Source organism: Burkholderia sp. KBS0801, assembly GCF_005937855.2.
Taxonomy (GTDB): Bacteria; Pseudomonadota; Gammaproteobacteria; order Burkholderiales; family Burkholderiaceae; genus Burkholderia; species Burkholderia ambifaria.
Genome location: NZ_CP042177.1, coordinates 3,443,575 through 3,466,429, shown reverse-complemented (window position 1 = coordinate 3,466,429; position 22,855 = coordinate 3,443,575). Strand labels below are relative to the sequence as shown.

General features: G+C 66.0%; 16 protein-coding genes and 1 pseudogene. 11 read left to right on the top strand and 6 right to left on the bottom strand.

Annotation, left to right across the window (positions count from 1 at the left end):
- Positions 1-50: 50 nt before the first annotated feature.
- A complete protein-coding gene (locus tag FFI87_RS16480) occupies positions 51-1,103 on the bottom strand; it encodes an NAD(P)-dependent alcohol dehydrogenase (RefSeq protein WP_138846969.1) in 1,053 nt (350 codons plus the stop codon).
- Positions 1,104-1,331: 228 nt separating this feature from the next.
- On the opposite strand from FFI87_RS16480, the pseudogene FFI87_RS16475 reads away from it, so the two are divergent.
- Positions 1,332-2,282 (top strand): annotated as a pseudogene (locus tag FFI87_RS16475) (AraC family transcriptional regulator N-terminal domain-containing protein).
- Positions 2,283-2,336: 54 nt separating this feature from the next.
- On the opposite strand, the gene FFI87_RS16470 reads toward FFI87_RS16475, so the two are convergent.
- From FFI87_RS16470 to FFI87_RS16450, 5 genes are all read right to left on the bottom strand, one after another.
- Positions 2,337-3,371 (bottom strand): M48 family metallopeptidase, encoded by a 1,035-nt coding sequence (locus FFI87_RS16470; protein ID WP_138846970.1) that lies wholly within the window; start codon positions 3,369-3,371, stop codon positions 2,337-2,339.
- On the bottom strand, positions 3,361-4,782 hold the full coding sequence (locus FFI87_RS16465) for an AmpG family muropeptide MFS transporter (RefSeq protein WP_138846971.1): 1,422 nt from the start codon (positions 4,780-4,782) through the stop codon (positions 3,361-3,363). The genes FFI87_RS16470 and FFI87_RS16465 overlap by 11 nt, the downstream gene beginning before the upstream one ends.
- A gap of 117 nt (positions 4,783-4,899) precedes the next feature.
- Positions 4,900-5,508: a methionine biosynthesis protein MetW gene (metW, locus tag FFI87_RS16460; protein ID WP_006755281.1), complete on the bottom strand. Its 609-nt coding sequence runs from the start codon at positions 5,506-5,508 to the stop codon at positions 4,900-4,902.
- Complete coding sequence (locus tag FFI87_RS16455) at positions 5,505-6,650, bottom strand: homoserine O-acetyltransferase (RefSeq protein ID WP_012364984.1); 1,146 nt, start codon at positions 6,648-6,650, stop codon at positions 5,505-5,507. The genes metW and FFI87_RS16455 overlap by 4 nt, the downstream gene beginning before the upstream one ends.
- Positions 6,651-6,944: 294 nt before the next feature.
- Entirely contained in the window at positions 6,945-9,923 is a 2,979-nt protein-coding gene (locus FFI87_RS16450) for an autotransporter outer membrane beta-barrel domain-containing protein (protein WP_138846972.1), read from the bottom strand.
- A gap of 478 nt (positions 9,924-10,401) precedes the next feature.
- Between FFI87_RS16450 and FFI87_RS16445 the strand changes: the two genes are divergently transcribed.
- The 10 genes from FFI87_RS16445 to FFI87_RS16400 all read left to right on the top strand — a co-directional run bounded on the left by FFI87_RS16445 (position 10,402) and on the right by FFI87_RS16400 (position 22,822).
- The gene (locus FFI87_RS16445; RefSeq protein WP_138846973.1) at positions 10,402-12,177 is read left to right on the top strand and encodes a hypothetical protein; all 1,776 of its coding nucleotides are present in this window, start codon (positions 10,402-10,404) and stop codon (positions 12,175-12,177) included.
- Positions 12,178-12,498: 321 nt separating this feature from the next.
- Positions 12,499-13,041 carry a fimbrial protein gene (locus tag FFI87_RS16440; protein WP_138846974.1) on the top strand — a complete coding sequence of 181 codons (543 nt, stop codon included), beginning with the start codon at positions 12,499-12,501 and terminating at the stop codon, positions 13,039-13,041.
- Positions 13,042-13,181: 140 nt separating this feature from the next.
- Complete coding sequence (locus FFI87_RS16435) at positions 13,182-13,862, top strand: fimbria/pilus periplasmic chaperone (protein ID WP_138848443.1); 681 nt, start codon at positions 13,182-13,184, stop codon at positions 13,860-13,862.
- Between the two features lie 258 nt (positions 13,863-14,120).
- The gene (locus FFI87_RS16430) at positions 14,121-16,691 is read left to right on the top strand and encodes a fimbria/pilus outer membrane usher protein (RefSeq protein WP_249177427.1); all 2,571 of its coding nucleotides are present in this window, start codon (positions 14,121-14,123) and stop codon (positions 16,689-16,691) included.
- 40 nt (positions 16,692-16,731) lie between these two features.
- Positions 16,732-17,295, top strand: coding sequence for a fimbrial protein (locus tag FFI87_RS16425; RefSeq protein WP_138848444.1), 564 nt, complete (start codon positions 16,732-16,734; stop codon positions 17,293-17,295).
- A 61-nt stretch (positions 17,296-17,356) separates the two neighbouring features.
- The gene (locus tag FFI87_RS16420; protein ID WP_261378406.1) at positions 17,357-18,034 is read left to right on the top strand and encodes a DotU family type IV/VI secretion system protein; all 678 of its coding nucleotides are present in this window, start codon (positions 17,357-17,359) and stop codon (positions 18,032-18,034) included.
- Between the two features lie 53 nt (positions 18,035-18,087).
- The gene (locus FFI87_RS16415; RefSeq protein ID WP_261378405.1) at positions 18,088-19,698 is read left to right on the top strand and encodes an OmpA family protein; all 1,611 of its coding nucleotides are present in this window, start codon (positions 18,088-18,090) and stop codon (positions 19,696-19,698) included.
- A 356-nt stretch (positions 19,699-20,054) separates the two neighbouring features.
- Complete coding sequence (gene tssB / locus FFI87_RS16410) at positions 20,055-20,591, top strand: type VI secretion system contractile sheath small subunit (RefSeq protein WP_012364975.1); 537 nt, start codon at positions 20,055-20,057, stop codon at positions 20,589-20,591.
- Between the two features lie 47 nt (positions 20,592-20,638).
- Positions 20,639-22,138 carry a type VI secretion system contractile sheath large subunit gene (gene tssC, locus FFI87_RS16405; RefSeq protein WP_012364974.1) on the top strand — a complete coding sequence of 500 codons (1,500 nt, stop codon included), beginning with the start codon at positions 20,639-20,641 and terminating at the stop codon, positions 22,136-22,138.
- A gap of 201 nt (positions 22,139-22,339) precedes the next feature.
- Positions 22,340-22,822 carry an Hcp family type VI secretion system effector gene (locus tag FFI87_RS16400; protein ID WP_012364973.1) on the top strand — a complete coding sequence of 161 codons (483 nt, stop codon included), beginning with the start codon at positions 22,340-22,342 and terminating at the stop codon, positions 22,820-22,822.
- Positions 22,823-22,855 lie beyond the last annotated feature (33 nt).

The following is a 22,855-nucleotide window of genomic DNA, read 5'->3' as shown; positions in this document are numbered from 1 at the left end:
CCGCATGTCGAACATGCGGCCCGTTTCGCTTGGCGGCGGCGCTTGCTGCGTTACTGCTTGAGCGACGCCATGTCCACCACGAAGCGATACTTCACGTCGCTCTTGAGCATGCGCTCGTAAGCGGCATTGATCTGCTGCATCGGAATCGTTTCGATATCCGACGTGATGCGGTGCTCCGCGCAGAAATAGAGCATTTCCTGCGTTTCCGCGATCCCGCCGATCAGCGAGCCCGCGAGGCGGCGGCGCTTGAAGATCAGGTTGAACACCTGCGGCGACGGATGGTCATGTTCCGGCGCGCCGACGAGCGTCATCGTGCCGTCGCGCTTCAGCAGGTGCAGGAACGGGTTCAGGTCGTGCTGCGCGGCCACCGTGTTCAGGATGAAGTCGAAGCTGTTCAGGTGCGCGTTCATCTGCGCTTCGTCCTTCGAGATCACCACTTCATGCGCGCCGAGCCGCTTGCCGTCCTCGATCTTCGACGGCGAGGTCGTGAACAGCACGACGTGCGCACCCATCGCGCGCGCGAGCTTCACGCCCATGTGGCCGAGCCCGCCGAGGCCGACGATCCCGACTTTCTTGCCGGGCCCGACGTTCCACTGGCGCAGCGGCGAGTAGGTCGTGATCCCCGCGCACAGCAGCGGCGCGGCGCCGGCCGGGTCCAGCGTGTCGGGCACGCGCAGCACGAATGCTTCGTCGACGACGAGCTGCGTCGAATAGCCGCCGTACGTGATGTCGCCCGTCACGCGGTCCTGGCCGTTGTAGGTGCCGACGAAGCCGTTCTCGCAATACTGTTCGAGGCCTTCCGCGCAGCTCGGGCAGGTGCGGCACGAATCGACGAGACAGCCGACGCCCACCAGCTCGCCGACCTTGAAGCGCGACACCTGCGGGCCGGTCGCGGTCACGCGGCCGACGATTTCATGGCCCGGCACGACCGGGTAGATCGTGTTGCGCCATTCGTTGCGGGCCTGGTGCAGGTCCGAGTGGCAGACGCCGCAGTAGAGCACCTCGATCTGGACGTCGAGGTCGCGCAGCGCGCGGCGCTGGAATTCGAACGGGGCGAGCGGCGATTGCGCATCGGTCGCCGCGTAAGCGTAGGTTGTGCTCATGCAGGGGGCTCCTTGTCCGGGAAAACATCCGGCGAAACAGACTGCCGCCGCGCCATGTGGCGACGCGGCGAGACAGGTGCCCATCGTACGGAGCGAGCCGCCGCGGCGAAATACACGAAGGTCTGGAAGATTTGCCCATTCCTCTCGAATTGCACGCCAACAGCCGTCAAAACCCTTTCAAAGTGCTACATTGCAAGCCAGATTCTCTTGCCGGACAGGACGACGCCGATGAGCTTCCAGCCCCTTTTCGACGATATGGGCGACCGTGTGCGGCGCCGCATGATCGAGCTGCATTCGAGCCTCGCGCCGAACGAGGGCGATACGCTGGCGGCGCTCGACGGCGTGCGCTTCTTCCGCGTGAGCACGCCCCGTGCCGTGCATGCCGGTGCTGTACGAGCCCAGCATCATCGTCGTGTGCCAGGGCCGCAAGCTCGGCTATCTCGGCGACCGCTCGTTCGTCTACGACGCGCAGCAGTATCTCGTGCTGTCGGTGCCGCTGCCGTTCGAATGCGAAACCTTCGCGAGCCCGGACGAGCCGTTTCTCGCGATCTCGATCCGCGTCGATCTCGCGGTGATCGCCGAACTCGCGATCCTGCTCGACGAGACGCTCGGCGCGGCGGTCAGCGAGCCGCACGGCGTCTATTCGACGCCGCTCGATGCGCCGCTCGCCGACGCCGTGGTGCGGCTGCTCGAAGCGCTCGCGTCGCCGCACGACACCTGCGTGCTCGGGCCGGCGATCATGCGCGAGATCGCATACCGCGTGCTGACGGGCGCGCAGGGCGACGCGATTCGCGCGGCGCTCGCCCAGCAGCATCATTTCGGCCGCGTCGCGAAGGCGCTGCGGCGCATCCATGCGGACCTGAAGGCCGATCTCGATGTCGAGACGCTCGCGCGCGAGGCCGGGATGAGCCTCGCGGTGTTCCACGCGCAGTTCAAGCACGTGACGGCGACGTCGCCGATGCAGTATGTGAAGGCCGCGCGCCTGCACCAGGCGCGCTTGATGATGGTGCAGGACTGGACGGCGTCGGTGCGGGTGCCGCCGCCGCGCGGGTCGGCTATGCGAGCGCGTCGCAGTTCAGCCGTGAGTTCAAGCGGATGTTCGGCCGCAGCCCCGGTGACGAAGTGCGCTGGATGCGCGAGAGCGGCAGCCGGCCGGTCGAATCGGACGTCGGCGCGTAGCGCCGCGTCACGCGCCGGTGATGCCCGACGGAAAGCCGCGGCCTGCGGCGATGCTCAGCGCCGCGCGACCTTGCGCCGCTGCGCGCTGATGCCCGCATAGTCGGGCAGCGTGTCGACGCGCTTGCCCGTCGCCTTCGCATACAGCGGCATCAGGTCCTGCAGCCGGTTCAGCAGATCCTGCCGCCGCGTCGCGCCGTACGGATGCGTATAGATGAAGCCCGACGTCTTGTTCGCGCGGGTGGCCGCCGCGAGCTTGTCCCACAGCGTGATCGCCGCGCGCGGATCGAACCCCGCGCGGGCGGCGATGTCGCCGCCGATCACGTCGGCTTCGGTTTCGTCGGTCGGGTCGTAGCGCAGCGTCTGCAGACGTGCGCCGAGGTTCAGCGCCTGCGGCAGCGGATCGCCGACGCCGAACAGCGGCGGCAGCGCGGCCGCGCGCAGCGACGTTTGCGACGCCGTGCTGAGATTGCTGCGTGCGTGTTCGCGCAGCGCATGGGCGATGCCGTGCGCGAGCAGCACGCCGAGCTCGTCGTCGTTCAGGCGGACGCGATCGAGCATCCCGCCGTACACGAGCACCTTGCCGCCCGGCAGGCACGTGACGCGGATGTCGCGCGAGCGGATCGCATTGACGTCCCACGCCCAGCTCTTCACGCGGTCGTTCCACTTCACCGAATACGGCGCCAGCTTCATGACGATCGCGCGCAGGCGTTTCACGCGCGGCTGATTCGCCGGCAGCAGGCGGTCGCTGTCGGCGGCCGTTTGCACGATCTGCGCGTATTCGCTCGCGGTCAGCTGTTCGAGCAGCGGCGACGGGATCAGCGTGCGGAACGCGATCGCGTCGCCGTAGCGGACCTGCTGCGGCGTCGGCGTATAGGCTTTCGCCGTCACGGCCGCGCCGCTCGGCTGCGCGGCTTCGGCGGCGGACGGCGCGACGGTGGTCGCCGGCGTGGACGGCGCAGCCGCCGCGGAGCCGGCCGCGGCTGCCCCGGCGTCGGTCGGATGCGTGCTTGCCGCCGCACCGAGCGCCGCGGCGCCGACGCTCAGTGCGGCGGCGACGCGTGCGGCGCGAAGCAGGCGATCATTGCGCACGGCTCGCCTCGCCGTTGCGCGCGACACCGTTCCACGGCGCGATCTTGAACAGCAGCAGCATGCCGGGGATCGCGAGCGCGGTGCACACGATGAAGTAGTCAAACCAGCCGATCTTCGCGACGATGAAGCCGCTCGCGGCCGACGCGAGCGTGCGCGGCACGGACGCGAGGCTCGTGAACAGCGCGAACTGCGTGGCCGTGTAGCGCGGGTCGGTCGTGCTCGCGATGTACGCGACGAACGCGGCCATCGTCAGGCCGGTGGTGAAGGTTTCGACGCCGTAGACGATCGCGAGCGCGACCGTCATCGGGCTGAACTGCGGCGTGACGACGATGCCGAACGCCGACAGCGCCGACGCGATCGCGTGGCTCGTCGATACCGTGAAGTCGTACAGCACGGCCAGCACCGGCGAGCCGGGGCCGAGCTGCGCGAGCCACGCGAAGCCGAGGGTCGACACCATCTGCAGCGCGCCGAAGATCCACAGCCCGCGGCCGATCCCGATCTTCACGAGCCACACGCCGCCGATGATGCCGCCGGCGACGCTCGCGACCAGCGCGGTGGTTTTGGCGACGATGCCGATCTCGGTGCGCGTGAAGCCGATGTCGAGGAAGAACGACGTCGACAGCGTGGTCGCCATCGTGTCGCCGATCTTGAACAGGAAGATGAACGCGATGACCAGCAGCGCGCCGGCCCAGCCGTCGCGCTGGATGAATTCGCGGAACGGCAGCACGATCGCGTCGCGCAGGTTGCGCGGCGGCGTGCCGACCACTTCGGGCTCGCGCACGACGAGCGTCATCAGGATGCCCGGCAACATGAACGCGCCGGTGATCGCGAACACGGCGTCCCACGGCAGGTGATCGGACAGGATCAGCGCCAGCGACCCGGGAATCAGCGCGGCGAGCTTGTAGGCGTTCACGTGCACCGCGTTGCCGAGGCCCTGCTCGGTGTCGCGCAGCAGTTCGCGGCGGTACGCGTCGATCACGATGTCGGCGCTCGCGCCGAAGAACGCGACGAGCGTCGTCAGTGCGGCGACCGTCCAGATCGAGTCGCGCGGCGACACGAAGCCGAGCGTCGCGATCGCGCCCGCGACCAGCAGCTGCGTGAGCAGCAGCCAGCCGCGCCGGCGGCCCGGCCGCCAGCCGGGCAGGCGCGGGATGTAGCGGTCCATCAGCGGCGCCCACAGGAATTTCCACGTATACGGGAACTGGATCAGCGCGAACAGGCCGATTTCCTTCAGGTTCACGCCTTCGGAGCGCAGCCATGCCTGCACGAGGTAGACGAGCGTGAACAGGGGCAGACCGGACGTGAACCCGAGGAACACGCAGATCAGCATGTGCGTGTTCAGATAGGCTCGCCAGCCGGGGTGGTCCTCGTGAGCGGTGAGCGCGGGCGCCTCGTGTGGCGTTTTGGACATGGAATGGAACTGGGTAGCGTTGACTGATTGCGGCGGCAGCGCAGGCGGCGCGAGCGGCGCAGAAGGGGGCGGCCGCACGCGCGTGCGGGCCGGATCATCCGTCAACGGCCCCCGGGCTCAGCTGCGCTTGACGCGATAGACAGCAAGACTACCACGCCAGTTCGCTCCCCATCGAATCGGCTGGCCTTCATGCAGCACGACGCGGTCGAGGATCGTGACGCCGACTTCCGGCGCGAGCGCCTCGAAATCCTCGATCGTCAGCACCCGGACGTTCGGCGTGTTGTGCCATTGGTAAGGCAGCGACTTCGACACCGGCATCCGGCCGTTCAGTACCGACAGCCGATGCGGCCAGTAGCCGAAATTCGGGAACGACACGATGCATTCGCGCCCGACCCGCGCGGTTTCGCGCAGGATCGCGGCCGTCTGGTGAATCGTCTGCAGCGTCTGCGACAGGATCGCGATGTCGAAGCTGTGGTCCTCGAACAGGCGCAGGCCGTCTTCCAGGTTCTGCTGGATCACATTGATGCCGTTCTTCGCGCTCGCGAGCACGCCCGCGTCGTTCAGCTCGATCCCGTAGCCGGTCACGTCCAGTTCTTCCATCAGCAGCGCGAGCAGCGAGCCGTCGCCGCAGCCGAGGTCGAGCACCGTCGAGCGCGGTTCGACCCAGCGCGCGATCGTGCGGAAGTCTGCGCGCGCGGACAGGGAGTTCAGGGCTTGCTGGTTCATGCGCCTACCTCGTTGGCGATTCGTTCGTAATACGCGCGCAGCAGGTTGTGATAGCGCGCGTCGTCGAGCAGGAACGCATCGTGGCCGTGCGGTGCGTCGATCTCCGCGTAGCTGACCGTGCGCTTGTTGTCGAGCAGCGCCTTCACGATCTCGCGCGAACGCGCGGGCGCGAAGCGCCAGTCGGTCGAGAAGCTCGCGATCAGGTATTTCGCCTGCGTGTGCGCGAGCGCGGCCGTCAGGTTGCCGTCGAACGCCTTGGCCGGATCGAAGTAGTCGAGCGCGCGCGTGATCAGCAGGTACGTGTTCGCGTCGAAGTAGTCGGCAAACTTGTCGCCCTGGTAGCGCAGGTACGACTCGACCTCGAACTCGACGTCGAAGCTGAAGTTGTACGCATCGAGCGCGCCGTCCGCGCGGCGCAGCGCACGACCGAATTTCTCGGCCATGTCGTCGTCGGACAGGTACGTGATGTGGCCGATCATCCGCGCGACGCGCAGGCCGCGCTTCGGCTTCACGCCGTGCGCGTAATAGTCGCCGCCGTGGAAGTCGGGATCGGACAGGATCGCCGAGCGCGCGACTTCGTTGAACGCGATGTTCTGCGCGGACAGCTTCGGCGTCGACGCGATGTCGATGCAGTGTGCGACGCGCTCCGGATACATCAGGCTCCACGCGAGCGCCTGCATCCCGCCGAGGCTGCCGCCCATCACCGCGGCGAAGCGCTCGATGCCGAATGCGTCGGCGACCCGCGCCTGCGCGTGCACCCAGTCCTCGACGGTGACGACCGGAAAGCGCGCGCCGTACGGCTTGCCGCTCGACGGGTCGATGCTCATCGGGCCGGTCGAGCCGAAGCACGAGCCGAGGTTGTTCACGCCGATCACGAAGAAGCGGTTGGTGTCGAGTGGTTTGCCCGGGCCGACCAGATTGTCCCACCAGCCGGTGCTGCGCGGATCGTCCGCGTAGACGCCGGCGACGTGATGCGACGCGTTGAGCGCGTGGCAGACGAGCACCGCGTTCGAACGCGCGGCGTTGAGCTCGCCGTACGTTTCGACGACGAGCTGATAGTTGCCGATCACGCTGCCGCTTTGCAAGCGCAGTGGTTCGGCGAAGTGCATGGTCTGTGGAGCGACGATGCCGATCGATTCCATTCGTTCCGCCTTATGACTGGGCGGCTAAACGGTGTCGGCGAGGCGCGGAGGCGAAGGTGCGCGGCTGACGACCTCTTTAGCCGCATTTGTAGTGAACCTGCCGGGACCACGACGCATCAAGGCCCGGCCGGTTCGCGCGCCCGCAATCGAGTCAGCAAATCGGCGCGCTTCCGACCTGCCGCCAGGTGGCGGCAGTCGGCAAAGTATAGCGGAAATCGCGGAACGCGCGTTTGGACGCGTGACGCGTACGCGGCGCGCCTGCCTGCGTGCGACGGCGCCGCGCGCCGTTCCCTGCTACCAGCGGTACTTCGCCGTGAACTCGCCCTTGACCACCGCGTAGTCGGACAAATTCGCTTCCACGCCGAGGCTGGCCGACACCGTGAAGCGTTTCGAGACCTGCCCGGTCGCGCCGATTCTAAACGCGGCGCGGTCGCGCGGCACGCTGAACGAGAACGCGTTGCCGTCGAGCGTCAGCGATCGCGAGCCGGGGCCGTGCCACCAGTTCGCTTCGACGAACGGTCGCAGTTCGCGCCCGGGCGCGATCGCGGTGACGCCATGCACACGTACGCCGACGCGGGTCAGCACGTCGGTGGAGCCCTGTCCGTCGACGTAGCCGCCCGCGGCACGGTGAGCCGCCGCGCGGTAGTCGGAGACGACGAGCTGTACCTCGGGTTCGACGAAGAAGCGCGTGTCGCCGCGCTCGTAGACGCGGAACGAATGGCCGGCCTCGAGCGACCCGGTGACGGTGCGCGACCGGTACGAATCCCCGGCGAGACTGCCGCCGACGCGGTTCGCATATGCGCCGTACATGAACCACGCATCGACGTACGGGCCGGACAGGATGTCGCGATTGCCGTACCACGTCCCGTATAGCCCGGCGTTGTAGCCTTCGACGCTGCCGCGCGCGGTGGCATCGGCGGTGCGCTGCTCGACGGCATTCCACAGCGGCCGGGTCGACCAGTTCGTCTGGCTGCCGTACATACCCATCACGCCGGCCCGGATGCTGCCGCCGCGGCCGTCGTCGAAGCGGAGCAGGTCGGCGCCCGCATGCACGAGCCGGCCGTTGCCCGACACGCTGCGGCCCCCGCCCGATATCGACGTGAACTGGCCTTCGGTACGCAGCCACACGGCGCCGTCGAGCGGGCCCGATGCGGCGCCGCCGGTGCGAAGCGAGCGATCCTCGCGCTGATGCAGCGAATGGACGGCCATCATCGCGGCGGCATCGGCGTTCGCCAGATAGGCGTCGGGCTCCGGCGCGACGGAGCGCGTCGGGGGTGTGGTTTCGGGGAACACGGGCGGCTCGGAATCGCCGGGCGCGGGCGGCTGGGGCGGTTGTGGTGGCTGGGGTGGCTCGGGCTTCGCGGCGGAGACGAGGTACCAGTCGTCGGCCTTGCCGCCGTTGCCGCCGCGCGCGAGCATGTAGTCGTAGCCGCCGGCCGACAGCGTGCCGAAGCCTTGCCGGTAGCCGTCCGACGCCGCGTCGAGCGCGAACGCCGACGCATCCGTCGTGCCGCCGTTGCGGGTTTCGACGATCGGGATGCCGACGGTCGTTGGCGCGCCGTCTCCGCCCGCGCGCTTGATGACGACGCCGGTGTCGCCAGACGCGTGGCCGCCGTCGATCACCAGACGGTCAGTGGGGGATGCGTCGTCCTGCAGCGTCGTGTGGAGGACCAGTTTGCCGTTGCGCGCGGCGTAGTCGCCGGTGACGACGAGCGTGCGCGGCGTCGCCGGCGCGCCGGCAGCCGGATCGGCGAATGCGATCGTCGAGTCGTTCAGCGCGACGGAGCCGACCGACGAGTTCGCGGTGACGGTCCAGCGGCTGTTCGTGTCGAGCGACAGCGCGCGTACCGCGTCGGTCGCGCCGGTCCAGGAGGACGCCTTGGACAGGACGACGTCTGTGATCGCATGCGTCGGGTGCCCGTCGTCGGCGGGGTGATTCACGATGTCGCCGTCGGCATGCGAGCCGGTGTCGAGCGTCAGCCGCACGGGCGCGCCGGTTTGCGCGTGGACGGACAGCAACGTGCCGTTGCCGCCGCTGGCGTGCGTGCCGTTGCGCAGCATGATTGTCGCGCCGGACGCGTCGATTGCGCCGTGGCGCTCGCTGACGAGCGAACCGTCGTCGATGGTCAGAGCGCCGTCGTACACGCCCGCCGCATAGGCGTCGTCGCCGCTTGCGCGCGCGTCGGTGCGCAACAGGTCGATCTTTCCGCCGGCGCTTGCATGAAGCGCGGTGGCCCCGGTGCCGTGTGTGTCGACGGTCATGCCGGTGAGGGCGACGACGGAGTCCGTGCCGGTCGACATCGCGCCGCGCGCACGGTCGCCGTCGGTTTCGATGCTGCCGCGCGTCATCGCGATCTTGCCGCCGAGTCGCGCGATCGCGCCGATCGAGCGGTCGCCGGTGGTCGTCACGTGCGTATCGATCGCGTCGATGACAGGCGTGCCGACGTACTCCTTCGACGCATACAGCCCGTGCGCGCTGGTGCCGTGCGTGACGACGCGCGTGCGTGCAAGTGCGACGTCGCCCTCGCGGGTATCGATGCCGACGGCGGCTTCGCCGCCGGTTTCCAGGTACGAGTCGTTGAACGCGACGGTGGACGCGCTCGGCAGGTACAGCACCGACGCGTAGTCGCCGTCCGTCCGGATATCTGTGCGATCCAGCGTGGCGCGCGCGCCGTCGTAACTGATGGACAGGCCGGTCGCGAACAGGCCGCTGGTTCTGATCAACGTATCGGCGACGTCGACGGTGCCGCCCGGCGCGCCATTCACCGCGATGCCCGAGCTTTCCTTGCCGCGCGTGACGATCACGCTGTCCGAGATGCGGAGCCGGCCGTTGGCGCCGTACACGTAGGCACCGTGCGCGAAGTCGCCATCGGTATCGATCGACGTGCGCGCCGCGGACGCGCTGGCGCCCTTGCGGACGTCGATGCCGACGCTGGTGCGGCCGCGCGTACGGATTTCGGTATCGCGCAGTTCCACGCGCGAACTGGCACCCGATGCGGCCACACCCGCCGCGACGTGGCCTGTCGAAAACACGCGCGTTTTGCCGGCGGTCGTCAGGTGGCCGCCGTTGATCGCGGACAGGACCGACTGGCCGGTTTGGGATGTCGAATAGTCGCCCGGCGCGACTTCGAGCTCGACGCCGTTGGCCTGTTGCGGGCCGCTGACGACTTGCGCAGCCGACGGCCACGGGATCACGGCGCCGGCGATCAGCGCGGAATGCGCGAGACGCCGGCCGCTGCGTGCTTGGGAAAATGGAAAACGATGACGATTCACCCGTTCACCTCTTTGTCGTAACGGGTGAAAAGTAGTGTGTGCGGGCGAGTTTTGAAATTGGACGAGTTCGAATTTTGCGGAGCCAACGAACGCTGCAACGTGCAATTGCATGAACCGTGCGGCAACCGGAGCGACGGCGCGATAGGTCGCTGGCGGCTGCGTCGAGCGTTGGATTTTCGATACCGGTCCCGATGGCCGCATCCGGAACGGACGCGGCTGCCTCGGACAGCAGCGTTGCATGCTGATAAATCGGACATGTCTGCGCATCTTGCGGCCAGTTTCAAACGGCTGTCCCATTGTTGAGGCCGGTTAACTTGGCTAGATTTTCGGCTCACTTAGAACGGGAACAGCGAGGCGCACACCAGCGGGCAGGCGTGCGGCCGATACGAGCATGATGAACGGAACGAGCAGGGCAGGCCGGCGCGTGGGAATTGCAGCGGCGGAATGGGCGAAGCGAAGCGCGGGCGGCAGGGGCGTCATGACTGCTGCGTTGATGGTCACCGCGCCGTACCTCGGGTCGTGTGCGCCGGACGATGCAGGAACGACGCAGGCCCCGGTGTCTGAGGCGCCACGCGCGTCGCCGATGCCCGCGTCGTCGTCGGCACCCGCACCGGCACCAGGCGTGCGCGATGCCGAAGAACGGGCCGAGCCGCCCATACGACTGCGCGTCGACGAAAAGCAGGCGCCCAAGCCCATCCCGGCTCCGGCCGCGTTTCGTGCGGGCCCCGTCGCGCCGGCGCGGCGTCCGGCCATCGTCGCCGGACTCGACGATCGTCTGCTCGGCGGCTCGTATGCGGTCGACATGCTGGCTGACCGGCCACCGCTGCCGGATGGTCCGCTGCCGGACGAACGCTTCGATCTGTTCCGGCCGCATCGCGGCGGCCCGGTGCTCAGTTATACGGGCGCCGCCGCGTCGCCGCGCGCGCGGACGATCGACGGTGAGCGCATGGCCCGCGTCGCGGCGCCGGACCTGCCGCCGTTGCCGGGCGTTGCTGTCCAACTGGCCGGGCCTGCGGATTCCCCGTTCTATGCCGATCAGGTGGCCGACGCGCTCGCGCGCTACGCCGCATTCGGCGATGCACCCGCGCACGACGAGGCCGGTGACGTTCGCACGGCGAGCTCCGACGGTGGCAATGCATCGGGCCCCGGCCTGGCCGGCGTACCGTTTTATGCGGATCAGGTCGCGTACGCGCGAGCGCACCCGCTGCCGGACGACGCGCCATCGCTCGCGGCTCGAACGACCGGCAGCGTCGCGTCGCAGGCGTCGCGGTTTCCGTTTCCGTTCGACCTTGCCGGTCCGCGGCCGGTCGTGCCGCCGAGCATCGCGTTGCCCACGCTGGGTGGGGAGGTCGCATATCAAGCGCTGTCCGAGCGCCATGCGGCGTTCATCGAGTCTCGGTCGCCGGCCGGCTCGCTCGATACGTTGAAGCCGATTTTGGCGGCGTTGCCGAACGCGGAGGCCGGCGCAGGCTCCACGCACGCGAGTGCCTTGTCGACCGATCTGCGGATGGGAACGGCAGCCTTCGCGTCCCGCTCGCTGCCGTCGCCGAGCGGGGCCGCATCGACCCGGTCGCTTGATGACCCGCGGCCTGCCGCGCCGTCGATATCGGCGAGCGTGCCACAGCGCGCGGCGCAGGTCTCCGGCTTCGACGCGCGCTCGCAGCGCGGCACGGCGTTCGCTTCGCGGGAGTGGCGCGTGGCGATGCGGGTCTCCACGGATGCAGTGCTTGGCGCGAGCGACCGAAGCCGGTCCGATCGTGGCGCACGCGGCGGCAAGAATGGACGTGCATCCGAAGGACTCCCGACGATCGTCGCCGATATGCGCGGCGTGTCGGCGCACGAGTCGCATGTTGCGCAGCGACCGACGGTTGTCTCCGGTTTGCCGGGCGCGGTGGAGATCGCGGCGGCGCTGGTCCGGACCGAGACGGACAGGCGCGTGTCCGCGGGGGTGCACAGGCCGTTCCGGATCGCACGCGACGTGGCGCATGCCGTCGATGGGGGGCGCGACACCGGCTGGCGGGCAGCGACGATGGCGACCGTGGGAGATCAGCGGTATGGTCGCCTACGCCGAGGCGATCCGGTCTACGACAACATCATGGCCCCGGTGGCGGCCGCGCAGCATCGCACGATCGAGATCGACATGCCGCGGCAACGCGCATACCGCGACGTCTCGACCAGCGTGATTCTGGCGTCGAGCGGGACGGCTCTCGATACCGATCAAAAGCGCGCGGCGACAATCGATCACGTGTTTTGACGCGCGGCATCGGGCGCCGCGCGAGCGCTTGTGCGTTTCGGCAGCGCTGAAATGCCTGCATTGCCGAAAGCGATCGCGCTCGGCATTCGGGCAGCGAACCATCGCTTTCCTGAAAAATCACTCAATTCACTCGGTCTTTTACGAGGGGCAGCTCGGATTCCGTTGAGGTTTGAACTTGTCCTATATCCCCCATGTTAGGGGATTGATAATATTTTTCGCGGGTTCGATTGAGTGGGATAACCATGACGCAGATGGGCGATGTGGCGCCTCGTGAACCCGGTCAGCCGGTTCGGCGTATTTCAATTTAAGTAGGAGTATTAAATGAAGAAGAAGGTATTGGGTGCTTCCGCTGCGATGCTGATGGGCGTGCTGGCTGCATCGCCGGCGTTCGCGCAGACAGCCGTCACGCAAGGCAAGGTGACGTTCGACGGCGAACTGACGGCCAGCACGTGTTCGATCAAGGGCGGGGACGAAGACAAGAAAGTGCTGCTGCCGAAGGTGTCGACGGTCGCTCTGGCGAAGAAGGGCGACACGGCCGGCTCGACGTCGTTCGATATCACCGCGACGAAGTGCGCCGCCGACGTGGCCAAGGTCGCCGCTCACTTCGAGATGACCAACATGGATCCGGCTACCGGCTTCCTCAAGAATCTGCTCGCGGATGGTGCGAAGAACGTCGTCGTTCAACTGGTCAACTCGGATGGTACCGGCATCCGCGCGGGCTCGACCGGTGCGTACTTCGATGTAACGGGCGCGGGCGACGACCGTGGCGCGACGATGCTCTACGGTGGCCAATACTACGCGACCGGCGAGTCCGGGGCGGGTAAGGTGAATACCTTCGCTCGCTTCACGCTCGCCTATCTGTGATCCCGCATCGCAAGTAGCCCGCAGGCAGGCTCCGGAGGTCTTTCTGTCGCCTTCGGAGTCCGTTGCGACGATCGATCAAGGAGGCAGGTGTGCAGTTAGGGAAATGGAAGGGCGTCGTGGCGGCTTGCGTGTTGGGCACAATGGCGCTGTCGGCCGAGGCGGCGATCGTGATCACGGGCACGCGGGTTGTCTACCCTGAGCAAAATCGCGAAGTCAATGTGCGCTTGACCAACGTCGAGACGGCGCCCGTGCTGGTACAGGCGTGGGTCGACGACGGTCGTGCCGATGCGAATCCCGATGAGATCAAGGTGCCGTTCGTGCTGATGCCGCCGGTGTTTCGCGTCGAACCCAAAAAAGGGCAGACGTTGCGCATCATGTATACGGGCACGGATTTGCCGGCGGATCGCGAGTCGGTGTTCTGGCTCAACGTGCAGGAGATTCCGCCGAAGCCCACCAACGCGGAAGAAACGAACCTGCTGCAACTGGCCTTTCGTACCCGCATCAAGCTGTTTTTCCGCCCGGCCGCGCTTCAGGACGGGCCTTCGGGCCAGTTGCTGAAGTGGCAGGTCGTGCATGACGACAAAGGACAGAGCGTCCTGAGCGTCGACAATCCCTCACCTTATTACGTGTCGTTCGGCCGTGTTGTGCTGAAGGCGGCCGACACCGAAATCCAGTTCGACCCGGCCATGGTGCCGCCGTTCGACCATGTGTCGTTCACGCAACCGCAGGGCGCGCATCGCACGTTCGCGCGAGGCACGGTTTCGTACAAGCTGCTCAACGATTACGGTGCGGAGGTGGCGGGCACGGCCACCGTCCAATAACCAGCCGACTGTTTCGGAAACGACGAGGATCGAAGAGTGGTTCAAGCAGCAAGAAATTTCGCGCTTGGCGGTGGCCATGATGTCGATCTGAGCGTCTTTCGCCGCCGGCGGGTGGCTTTGGCGGTCAGTCTGGCGTTTGGCATCGGTTTTTCTGGCGATGACGCGGGCGCGGTAGAACTGGATTGGCCCGACGTCGGTCAGCAAGCGAGCGGTGAGCCGGTGATGATCGTGGCGGCTCGGACCAACACGGATCCGGTCATGCAGGTCGCGGCTCGCACCAACACGGATCCGGTGATGCAGGTCGCGGCTCGCGCGCCGACGGAGCCGGCGGCGGTGGCGTTCAACCCGCGGCTGTTCGCTGGCGGTGGCGTCGACCTGTCGCGTTTTGCGAAAGGCAATCCGGTCGAGCCGGGCAGTTATGCGGTCGACGTGACGGTCAATGGCAAAGGGCGGGGACGTCGCGACGTGCTGTTCCTCGCGGTGCCCGGCAGCGATGTTGCGATGCCATGCTTCACGCTCGCGACGCTCGAGGAATTGGGCGTCGACGGCGACAAGCTCGCGAGGCAGCGTCGGCGATCGAAGCAGGACGACGATGCTGGCGCGCCGGCCGCACACGAATCGGCGCCCGACGCCTGTCTCGCGCTGCGCGACACGATACCCGACGCGACCTACTCGTTCGACAGCGCGGATCTGACGCTCGATGTGACGATTCCGCAGACCGTGATGAGCAAGAGGGCCTACGGCTATGTCGATCCGTCGCGCTGGGACGAAGGGATCAACGTCGGTCTGCTGCAGTACAACGTCAACGGATACACGAGCGAGAGCAACTTTTTCGGCCACAACTTCAGCAGCTTGTATACCGGTCTGCAGTCGGGTGTGAATATCGGGCCGTGGCGTTTCCGTCACCGCTCGACGCTGAACTGGGCGAGCCGAAGTGCGGGCGTTTCGTGGCGAAGCCTCGAAACCTTCGTTCAGCGGGACATCACGGCGCTGCGCAGCCAGATCGTGCTCGGCGACAGCTTCACGAGCGGCGACGTATTCGATTCGTTCGGCGTGCGCGGTGTCCAGTTGTCGAGCGACGACCGCATGCTGCCGAATTCGCTGCAGGCTTATGCGCCGACCATTCGCGGCGTCGCGGACACCAACGCGCGCGTGGTCGTGCGGCAAGGGGCCAACACGGTCTACGAGGAAACCGTGTCGCCGGGGCCGTTCGAATTCAACGATCTTCCCGCCACGGGGTACGGCGGCGATCTCGACGTGACGGTCACGGAATCGGACGGGCGCGTGCGGCGCTTCTCGGTGCCGTTTGCCGCCGTTCCGCAACTGTTGCGGCCGGGGCGGCACCGTTTCAACGTCACGGTCGGTCAGTATCGGGACAATGCCGTCGATGTGAAGCCGTGGGTGGCACAACTGGTTTACCAGCGAGGCATAACGAATCTCGTCACCGCCTACGCCGGCGCATTGTCGTCGACAGGTTACGGTTCCGGCGTGCTTGGGGTGGCGCTCAATACGTCGGTCGGCGCATTCGCGTTCGACGTCACGTCCGCGCACACGAGTGTGCCGGGTCGGCGCACCTACCACGGTCTCAGCTCGCGTATCACCTACAGCAAGATGCTGGAGCCGACGGGAACCAATTTTTCGGTGGCCGCGTACCGCTATTCGACCTCGAACTTCTTCAGTCTCCAGGATGCAGTGAACGCACGCAGGGATTGGAGTGGTTCGATTGGTCAGTACAACTATCGGGCCAGGACGCGTCTGCAACTCAATGTCAACCAGCGCCTGGGCGATCGAAGTGCCCTCTATGTCACGGGAAGTTCGCAGGACTATTGGGGCGGGCAGCGGGGAAGGGATCTGCAGTATCAGGTCGGCTTCAACAGCACATTCAGGCGCATGTCGTATTCGGTGTATGCGCAGCGTGCCCGTAACGGCGACGACCGGACGGTTACCCAGGTGGGGATCAATTTGACGATCCCGCTCGGCAAGCAGACGTACACGAAGAGCCCCGTCTTCAATTCATTGACCACGTCGGCCTCGCGTGATTCGAGCGGCAATAGCGCCATTCAGATGGACATGTCCGGCAGCAAGGGAACCATCGCGCCGTTCAACTACGGGGTCACCGCATCGCGCATCGCCGGGGGCGATACGAGTGCGCTGTCGTCGTTCGGCGGCTACGGGACCTATCGGTCGTCTGTCGGCACCTACAGCGCGAACGCGTCGCTCAGCAACAAGATGCGTCAGGCGTCGCTCGGCGCGAACGGCGCGATGATCATCCATCGGGGCGGTGTCACGTTGAGCCCGCCGCTCGGTCCGGCGGCGGCGTTGATCGAGGCGAAGGGCGCGACCGGCGGGCAGATCGTCAACGGACAAGGCGCATCGATCGATCGTTTCGGCTACGCGGTGATTCCGTCACTCACGCCGTATCGCGTCAACACGGTCGAGATCGACCCATCCAGACTTCCCGACGACGTCGAACTCGGGAACACGAGCGAGGAAGTGGTGCCGCGCTACAACTCCGTCGTATTCGTCAAGATGAGCACGGTGCGGGGGCGTCCGGTGTTCGCGACGATGGAGCGGCAGGATGGCTCGCCGCTGCCGATGGGCACTCAATTGTTCGATGCCGCGGGCAAATCGGTCGGCGGCGTCGGCCAAGGCGGCATGGCGTTCCTGCGCGGGCTGGAAGGCTCCGGCGAACTGACCGCGAAGTGGGGAATCGGTCCCGCGGACCGGTGCAGCTTGCCTTATGCGGTACCGGCCGCATCGGCGAATGCGGGGAAGATCAAGATGGCGACGCGCGTGCGCTTGCGCTGCGACACGGCGGCGATGCAATGACGCGCGTGCGTCAAGGGAAGGCACAGGACTCATGGACAAAATGATATGCACGCACGCATCGAAATGGATCCGATGCATCGCATCGGGCGCCGCGGCCGCGATGTTCGCCGGCGCGTGCGGTGTCGCCTGGGGGGCGGGCAATCCGACCGTCACGGTCAAGTTTCAGGGCTCGTATAACTCGGTGACGTGCACGATCGTGGGCGGCCAGGAAAAGCAGACGATCAGGCTACCACGCATTTCGACGTCGTCGCTCGCCTCGGCGGGACAGACGGCAGGCTCCACGGCCTTCACCATTCCGTTGCGCTGCGACGGCAGCATCGAGGCGGTCCGCGTCTATTTTGAACGGGGCGCCACGACGAATGCGAACGGCAATCTCGACGTCGAAACGCCGAGCGATCCGGCAAGCGCCCAAAATGTCCAGGTCCAGTTAATGAACGGTGACGGTTCGCCGATTCAGGTCGGCAATGCGGCGACGATGCAGACCGTGAACGTCGATGCGTCGACCACGACGCAGGTGCCGTTCGGCGCGCAGTACTACGCGACCGGCGCGACACGCGCCGGCTCGGTGCGTACGTATGCGACGTTCGTGATTCAAATGCCGTGATGGCGTTTCACCGACAATTCTTCTTGCTATTCGCATGACATTGGACAGTTCAGGCGCCGCGTTGCGCGCGTCGCTTCAAGAGACCGTACTGCATATCGCGCTGCTCGCGCAGGGTGCGTCGATGCCGGAAGTCCACGCCTGGCGCGCGCGCTGTATCGGGCTCGTCGAGCGGCTCGAGCAGGCGATGCGCGACGACGGCCGGGCAAGCGATGTCGTGCGCGACGTCGGCATCGCGCAATGCGCGTTGCTGGACGAGGTGACGTTGCGCCACCTGCCGGCAGTCAGGCGCGACGAGTGGTTGCGCGAGACGCTGCTGTTCCGCTTTCATCGCGCGCACAGCGGCGCGGCGCGACCCGGCGCGCAAATCGACGCGTTGCTGAACGGTGCGGGTTCGGAAGCGGCGTTGCTGAATATGTATACGGCGCTGCTAGGGCTTGGGTCGTCGCAGGAACGCGACGCGCTTCGGGCGTGTCTGAGCACCCCGTGTCCCGGGACATCGCCGGCAGAAACGCGCGGGGCCGACGCGGCGAATCCGCCGCAGCAGCCATCATCGTGGTTGGCGAGCTCGGTTGCCGCTGTCGCGGCGCGTGCATGGGGGCCGCTTCGGCCGGTGTTGTTGGCAATGGTAGTGCTGACGGCAGTGTGGATCTTCTGCGACGTCTCGTTGTGGCGTGCGGTGGAGCGCTTGCCCGACTCGGGCCCGCGCGTTGCGCAGAACGGCGACGGAGGGCGCCAATGAGCATGCGATCGATGAAGGAGACCGTACTCGTCTGGATCGCAATGCCGATCGTCGTGTTCGGCGGCGCGTGGGCACTGGCCGGGCTGCCCGATTGGCAGAGCGCGTTATGCATCGCATTGGCTGTCGCGTTCGCGATGGGGGGCGCCGCTTGGCGCGAGCGTCGGCGCCCGGTGGAGGCTTCCGCCGAGCCTGCCGAACAAGCGATCGGCAGCACGGCGCGCGAACTCGAGGTGATCGTCGTCGTCGGGCCCTATGCGGCCGCGCTGTTTCCACGCGACGGCGGGCGGGCGACGCTCAGGCGCGACGACCGGGCGGTGTGGCTGCTGGCCGATACGCCGGCGCGGCTGAACGATGTAATGACGCAAGTCAAGGCGGCGCGAGGGCGTTTCCCGGACGCCGCGCTGCTGCCGGTGGTACCGGAGGGCGATGACGAAAGCGTATTGCGTCGAGAGTTCGCGCAATGGCGCATTGCACTGCAGGCGGCGTACTGCCATCCCGAATGCGTGTTGCCTTGTCACGTCGCGGTGTATGCGTGTCTGGGGCCGGGCGAGGACGGCACGCCGCAAACGCGATGGTTTGGCGATGCGCTCGAATTCAACGCTCCGCACGTCACGGAGGCAATCGGGCTGTCCGACCGGTTGCCGGCGATCCGCGGCAGCCTGGCCGAGTCGCGGCACGCCGAGGCGGCCGTGCGGAGCGCACTGGGGCTCGCGGTATTCGAATGGCTCGACGAGGCGGCGTTGCTGTCGTCGATCTCCGCGTTGTCGAATACCGTGCCGTTTGCGCTACAGGGCGCTTCGCTGGCGGACATCGACCATACGCCGATTCGGCCGGGCGCATGGACCCGCTGGCTGATTGCCAGAACCGGCCTGCAGCCACGCGTGACGAAGCCGGTGGCGGGGCCGCTTCCGCTGCCGCGTATTCACGCGTCGGCTCCAGGTTCAGCGGGTCCGGCCAAGCGGCACCTGCTGCCATCGCCGGTCAACCGGAGGGAGTGGCCGCTCGCGTCACACGTGCTGCTGTCGAGTGTGGTTGCCACGACCGTAGCCGTGGCCATATCGGGCGCAGTGAATTATCGGATCGTCGAGCGGATCTCGGATGACCTGTCTGCCTATTGGAACACGCCGGCCGTCCGGATCACCGCGTCGATCGACTCGTTCGAGCGGCTGCGTGCGGCGCGCGACGAAGTGGCGCGCAATCTGCGCGACGGCGCGCCGTTCGGCGCGGGCTGGGGACTATATCCGGGGCGCGCGCTGTTGCCTCGCGTCGACGTAGCGCTGACGGCCTATCAGCCGCCGCTCACGACCGTACAGATCGATAGCCTTTCGCTGTTTGCAAGCGGCAAGGCAACATTTTCCCCTGCTCACGAACGTCGCGAACTGGCGCATGTGCTTCGGCTGATCCGCGAGAATCCGGACCAGCGCGTGCTGATCGAGGGGCATGCGGACAGTGAGGGATCGGCCGACGCGAACCTTCGGCTGTCCGAAGCACGGGCGCGTGCGATCCGCGATTGGCTTGTCGCCGAAGGCGGGTTGTCGGTCGCGCGTTTCGCGATTCAAGGAATGGGCGACATCCGTCCGATCGCGGACAACCGCAGCGAGGCGGGCCGGGCATTGAACAGGCGTGTCGACGTTTCGCTGATCCCGGACGGCGTGCGTCATTGACCGCGTCGGCATGCGCTCGAGGCACGAGCGCATCGCTTCATCACCATGGCAGTCCGGCCGTCTTGCGCAGCCCCCGGCCCGCGGCATCGCAACGATTCATCCGCGCCGCGGGCGCGGTTATTCCAGGCAGGGATTTATCTCGACCGTAGCCGGTGTTTTCGGCCCGCCCATTTATTGAGATAAAGATTTATTTGAACAATTGTTATATATCCAATTGTAGGCAATTAAGTTAGTACCGGTCCTATATATGGCCGCCGACGACTGCCGTAAGATGCCCGAAGTTTACGCTGAAAGGGCGAAACGGCCGAGCATTCGCTCATTGATTTTTACCCAATCTGAATTCATCTGGAAAGTTTATGGCCATATCCAGCAGTGCACAGAAATTCATTGCGCGAAATCGTGCTCCGCGCGTCCAGATCGAGTACGACGTCGAGATCTACGGCTCCGAGAAAAAGGTGGAGCTGCCGTTCGTGATGGGCGTGCTCGCCGATCTGTCCGGCAAGCCGCTGGAGTCGTTGCCGGCAGTCAGCGATCGCAAGTTCTACAACATCGACATCGACAACTTCGACGAGCGGATGAAGGCGATGAAGCCGCGCGTCGCGTTTTCGGTCCCGAATACGCTGTCGGGCGACGGCCAGCTGCTGGTCGACATCACGTTCGAAAGCATGGACGACTTCTCGCCGGCCGCGATTGCGCGAAATGTCGATGCGCTGTCGCAGCTGCTCGACGCGCGCACGCAGCTCGCCAACCTGCAGACCTACATGGACGGCAAATCGGGCGCGGAGAATCTCGTCAGCAAGGTGCTGAAGGACCCGGCGCTGCTGAGCGCGCTCGCCAAGGCACCGAAGCCTGAAGCACGGAAGCAGGACGCTCAGGAGCCGCAAGAACAGTAACGCGGTCCCGGACGGTAAACCACGATCTAACACAGGTAAAGATAAAAATGGCTGTACGTGAATCGCAGGCGCGCGCTGCCGAGGCGCAGCTCGGAGCCCAATCGGATTTCAACGCGCTGTTGTCGCGTGAGTTCAAGCCCAAGACCGAACAGGCGCGCGAGGCGGTGGAGTCTGCCGTCAAGACGCTCGCCGAGCAGGCATTGGCCAATTCGGTGACGATGTCGGACGACGCCTACAAGAGTATCGAGGCGATCATCGGCGAGATCGACCGCAAGTTGTCGGAGCAGATCAACCTGATTCTGCACCACGACGATTTCCAGAAGCTGGAAAGCGCGTGGCGTGGATTGCATCATCTCGTGACCAACACGGAAACCGACGAGAAGCTGAAAATCCGCTTCATGGACGTGTCCAAGGAAGACCTGCGTCGCACGATGAAGCGCTACAAGGGCGTGGCTTGGGATCAGAGCCCGTTCTTCAAGCAGATCTACGAAGAGGAATACGGACAGTTGGGCGGGGAGCCGTACGGCTGCCTGGTGGCCGACTATTATTTCGACCACACGCCGCCGGACGTCGATCTGCTCGCATCGATCGGCAAGGTCGCCGCGGCCGCGCACGCACCGTTCATTACGGGCGCGTCGCCGTCCGTGCTGCAGATGGATTCGTGGCAGGAGCTCGCGAACCCGCGCGATCTGACCAAGATTTTCACGCAGAACCTCGAGTACGCACCGTGGAACTCGCTGCGTAACTCCGAAGACTCTCGCTACATTGGTCTTGCCATGCCGCGCTTCCTCGCGCGGCTGCCGTACGGCATTCGCACCAATCCGGTCGACGAATTCGATTTCGAAGAGTCGACCGACGGCTCGGATCACCGCAAGTACTCGTGGGCGAACGCGGCTTATGCGATGGCGGTCAACATCAATCGGTCGTTCAAGCACTACGGCTGGTGCACGCTGATTCGCGGCGTCGAGAGCGGCGGCGTGGTCGAGAATCTGCCGTGCCATACGTTCCCGACCGACGACGGCGGCATCGACATGAAGTGCCCGACCGAGATCGCGATTTCGGACCGGCGCGAGGCGGAGCTTTCGAAGAACGGCTTCATTCCGCTGATCCACCGCAAGAATACCGATTACGCGGCGTTCATCGGCGCACAGTCGCTGCAGAAGCCTGCCGAGTACTACGATCCGGACGCGACGGCCAACGCGAATCTTTCCGCGCGCCTGCCGTATCTGTTTGCGTGCTCGCGTTTCGCGCACTACCTGAAGTGCATCGTGCGCGACAAGATCGGCTCGTTCAAGGAGCGCGACGAAATGCAGCAATGGCTCAACGAATGGATCATGTACTACGTTGACGCCGATCCCGCGAACTCGTCTCAGGAAACCAAGGCGCGTCGCCCGCTGGCCGCTGCCGAGGTGGTCGTGGAAGAAGTCGAGGGCAACCCCGGCTACTACCAGGCGAAATTCTTCCTGCGCCCGCACTTCCAGCTGGAAGGTCTGACCGTGTCGCTGCGGCTCGTCGCGAAGCTTCCGTCGGTCAAGGCCGCTGCCTGATCGCGGCACGCAATTGCCGCGGGGCCGGCTGCTGAACGCGGAACCCCGTCCGGCGCGCTGAACATTGCGTCGAGCAGATCGTCGTTCCGAGATCCCGGCGCGGCGTTTGACCCGGGGAGCGGTGATCAGGCGCTCTGTAAATATTCCTGATCATCAAGTTAGGCCTACTAAAAATTTAACCAAGACGTAAGGAGTGATGCCATGGCACACGACATTTTCCTCAAGATCAACGGAATCGACGGCGAATCCAAGGATGCTACTCACCATGACGAAATTGAGGTCTTGAGCTGGTCGTGGAGCGTATCGCAGCAATCGAACATGCACCTGGGCTCGGGCGGCGGCGCCGGCCGGGCTACCGTGGACGATCTGCAATTCGAGCACTACATCGATCGTGCGAGCCCGAACCTGATTCAGTACTGTCTGCTGGGCAAGCACATCGACCAAGCGAAGCTCACGGTACGCAAGGCGGGTGGGAATCCGCTCGAATACATCCTGTTGACGATGAATGACGTGCTGGTGACGCACGTGAGCCCGGCTGGCGTTGCGGCCGACGAGTCGCGGCCGCGCGAAATCGTGCGCCTGTCGTTCTCGCGCCTCAAGCAGGAATACGTCGTGCAGAACGCGCAAGGCGGCAGCGGCGGTGCGATCACGGCGACGTTCGACATCAAGCGGAACGCGGCCTAAGCGTCGGCGCCCGTAGTTGAGGGCGACGCCGTC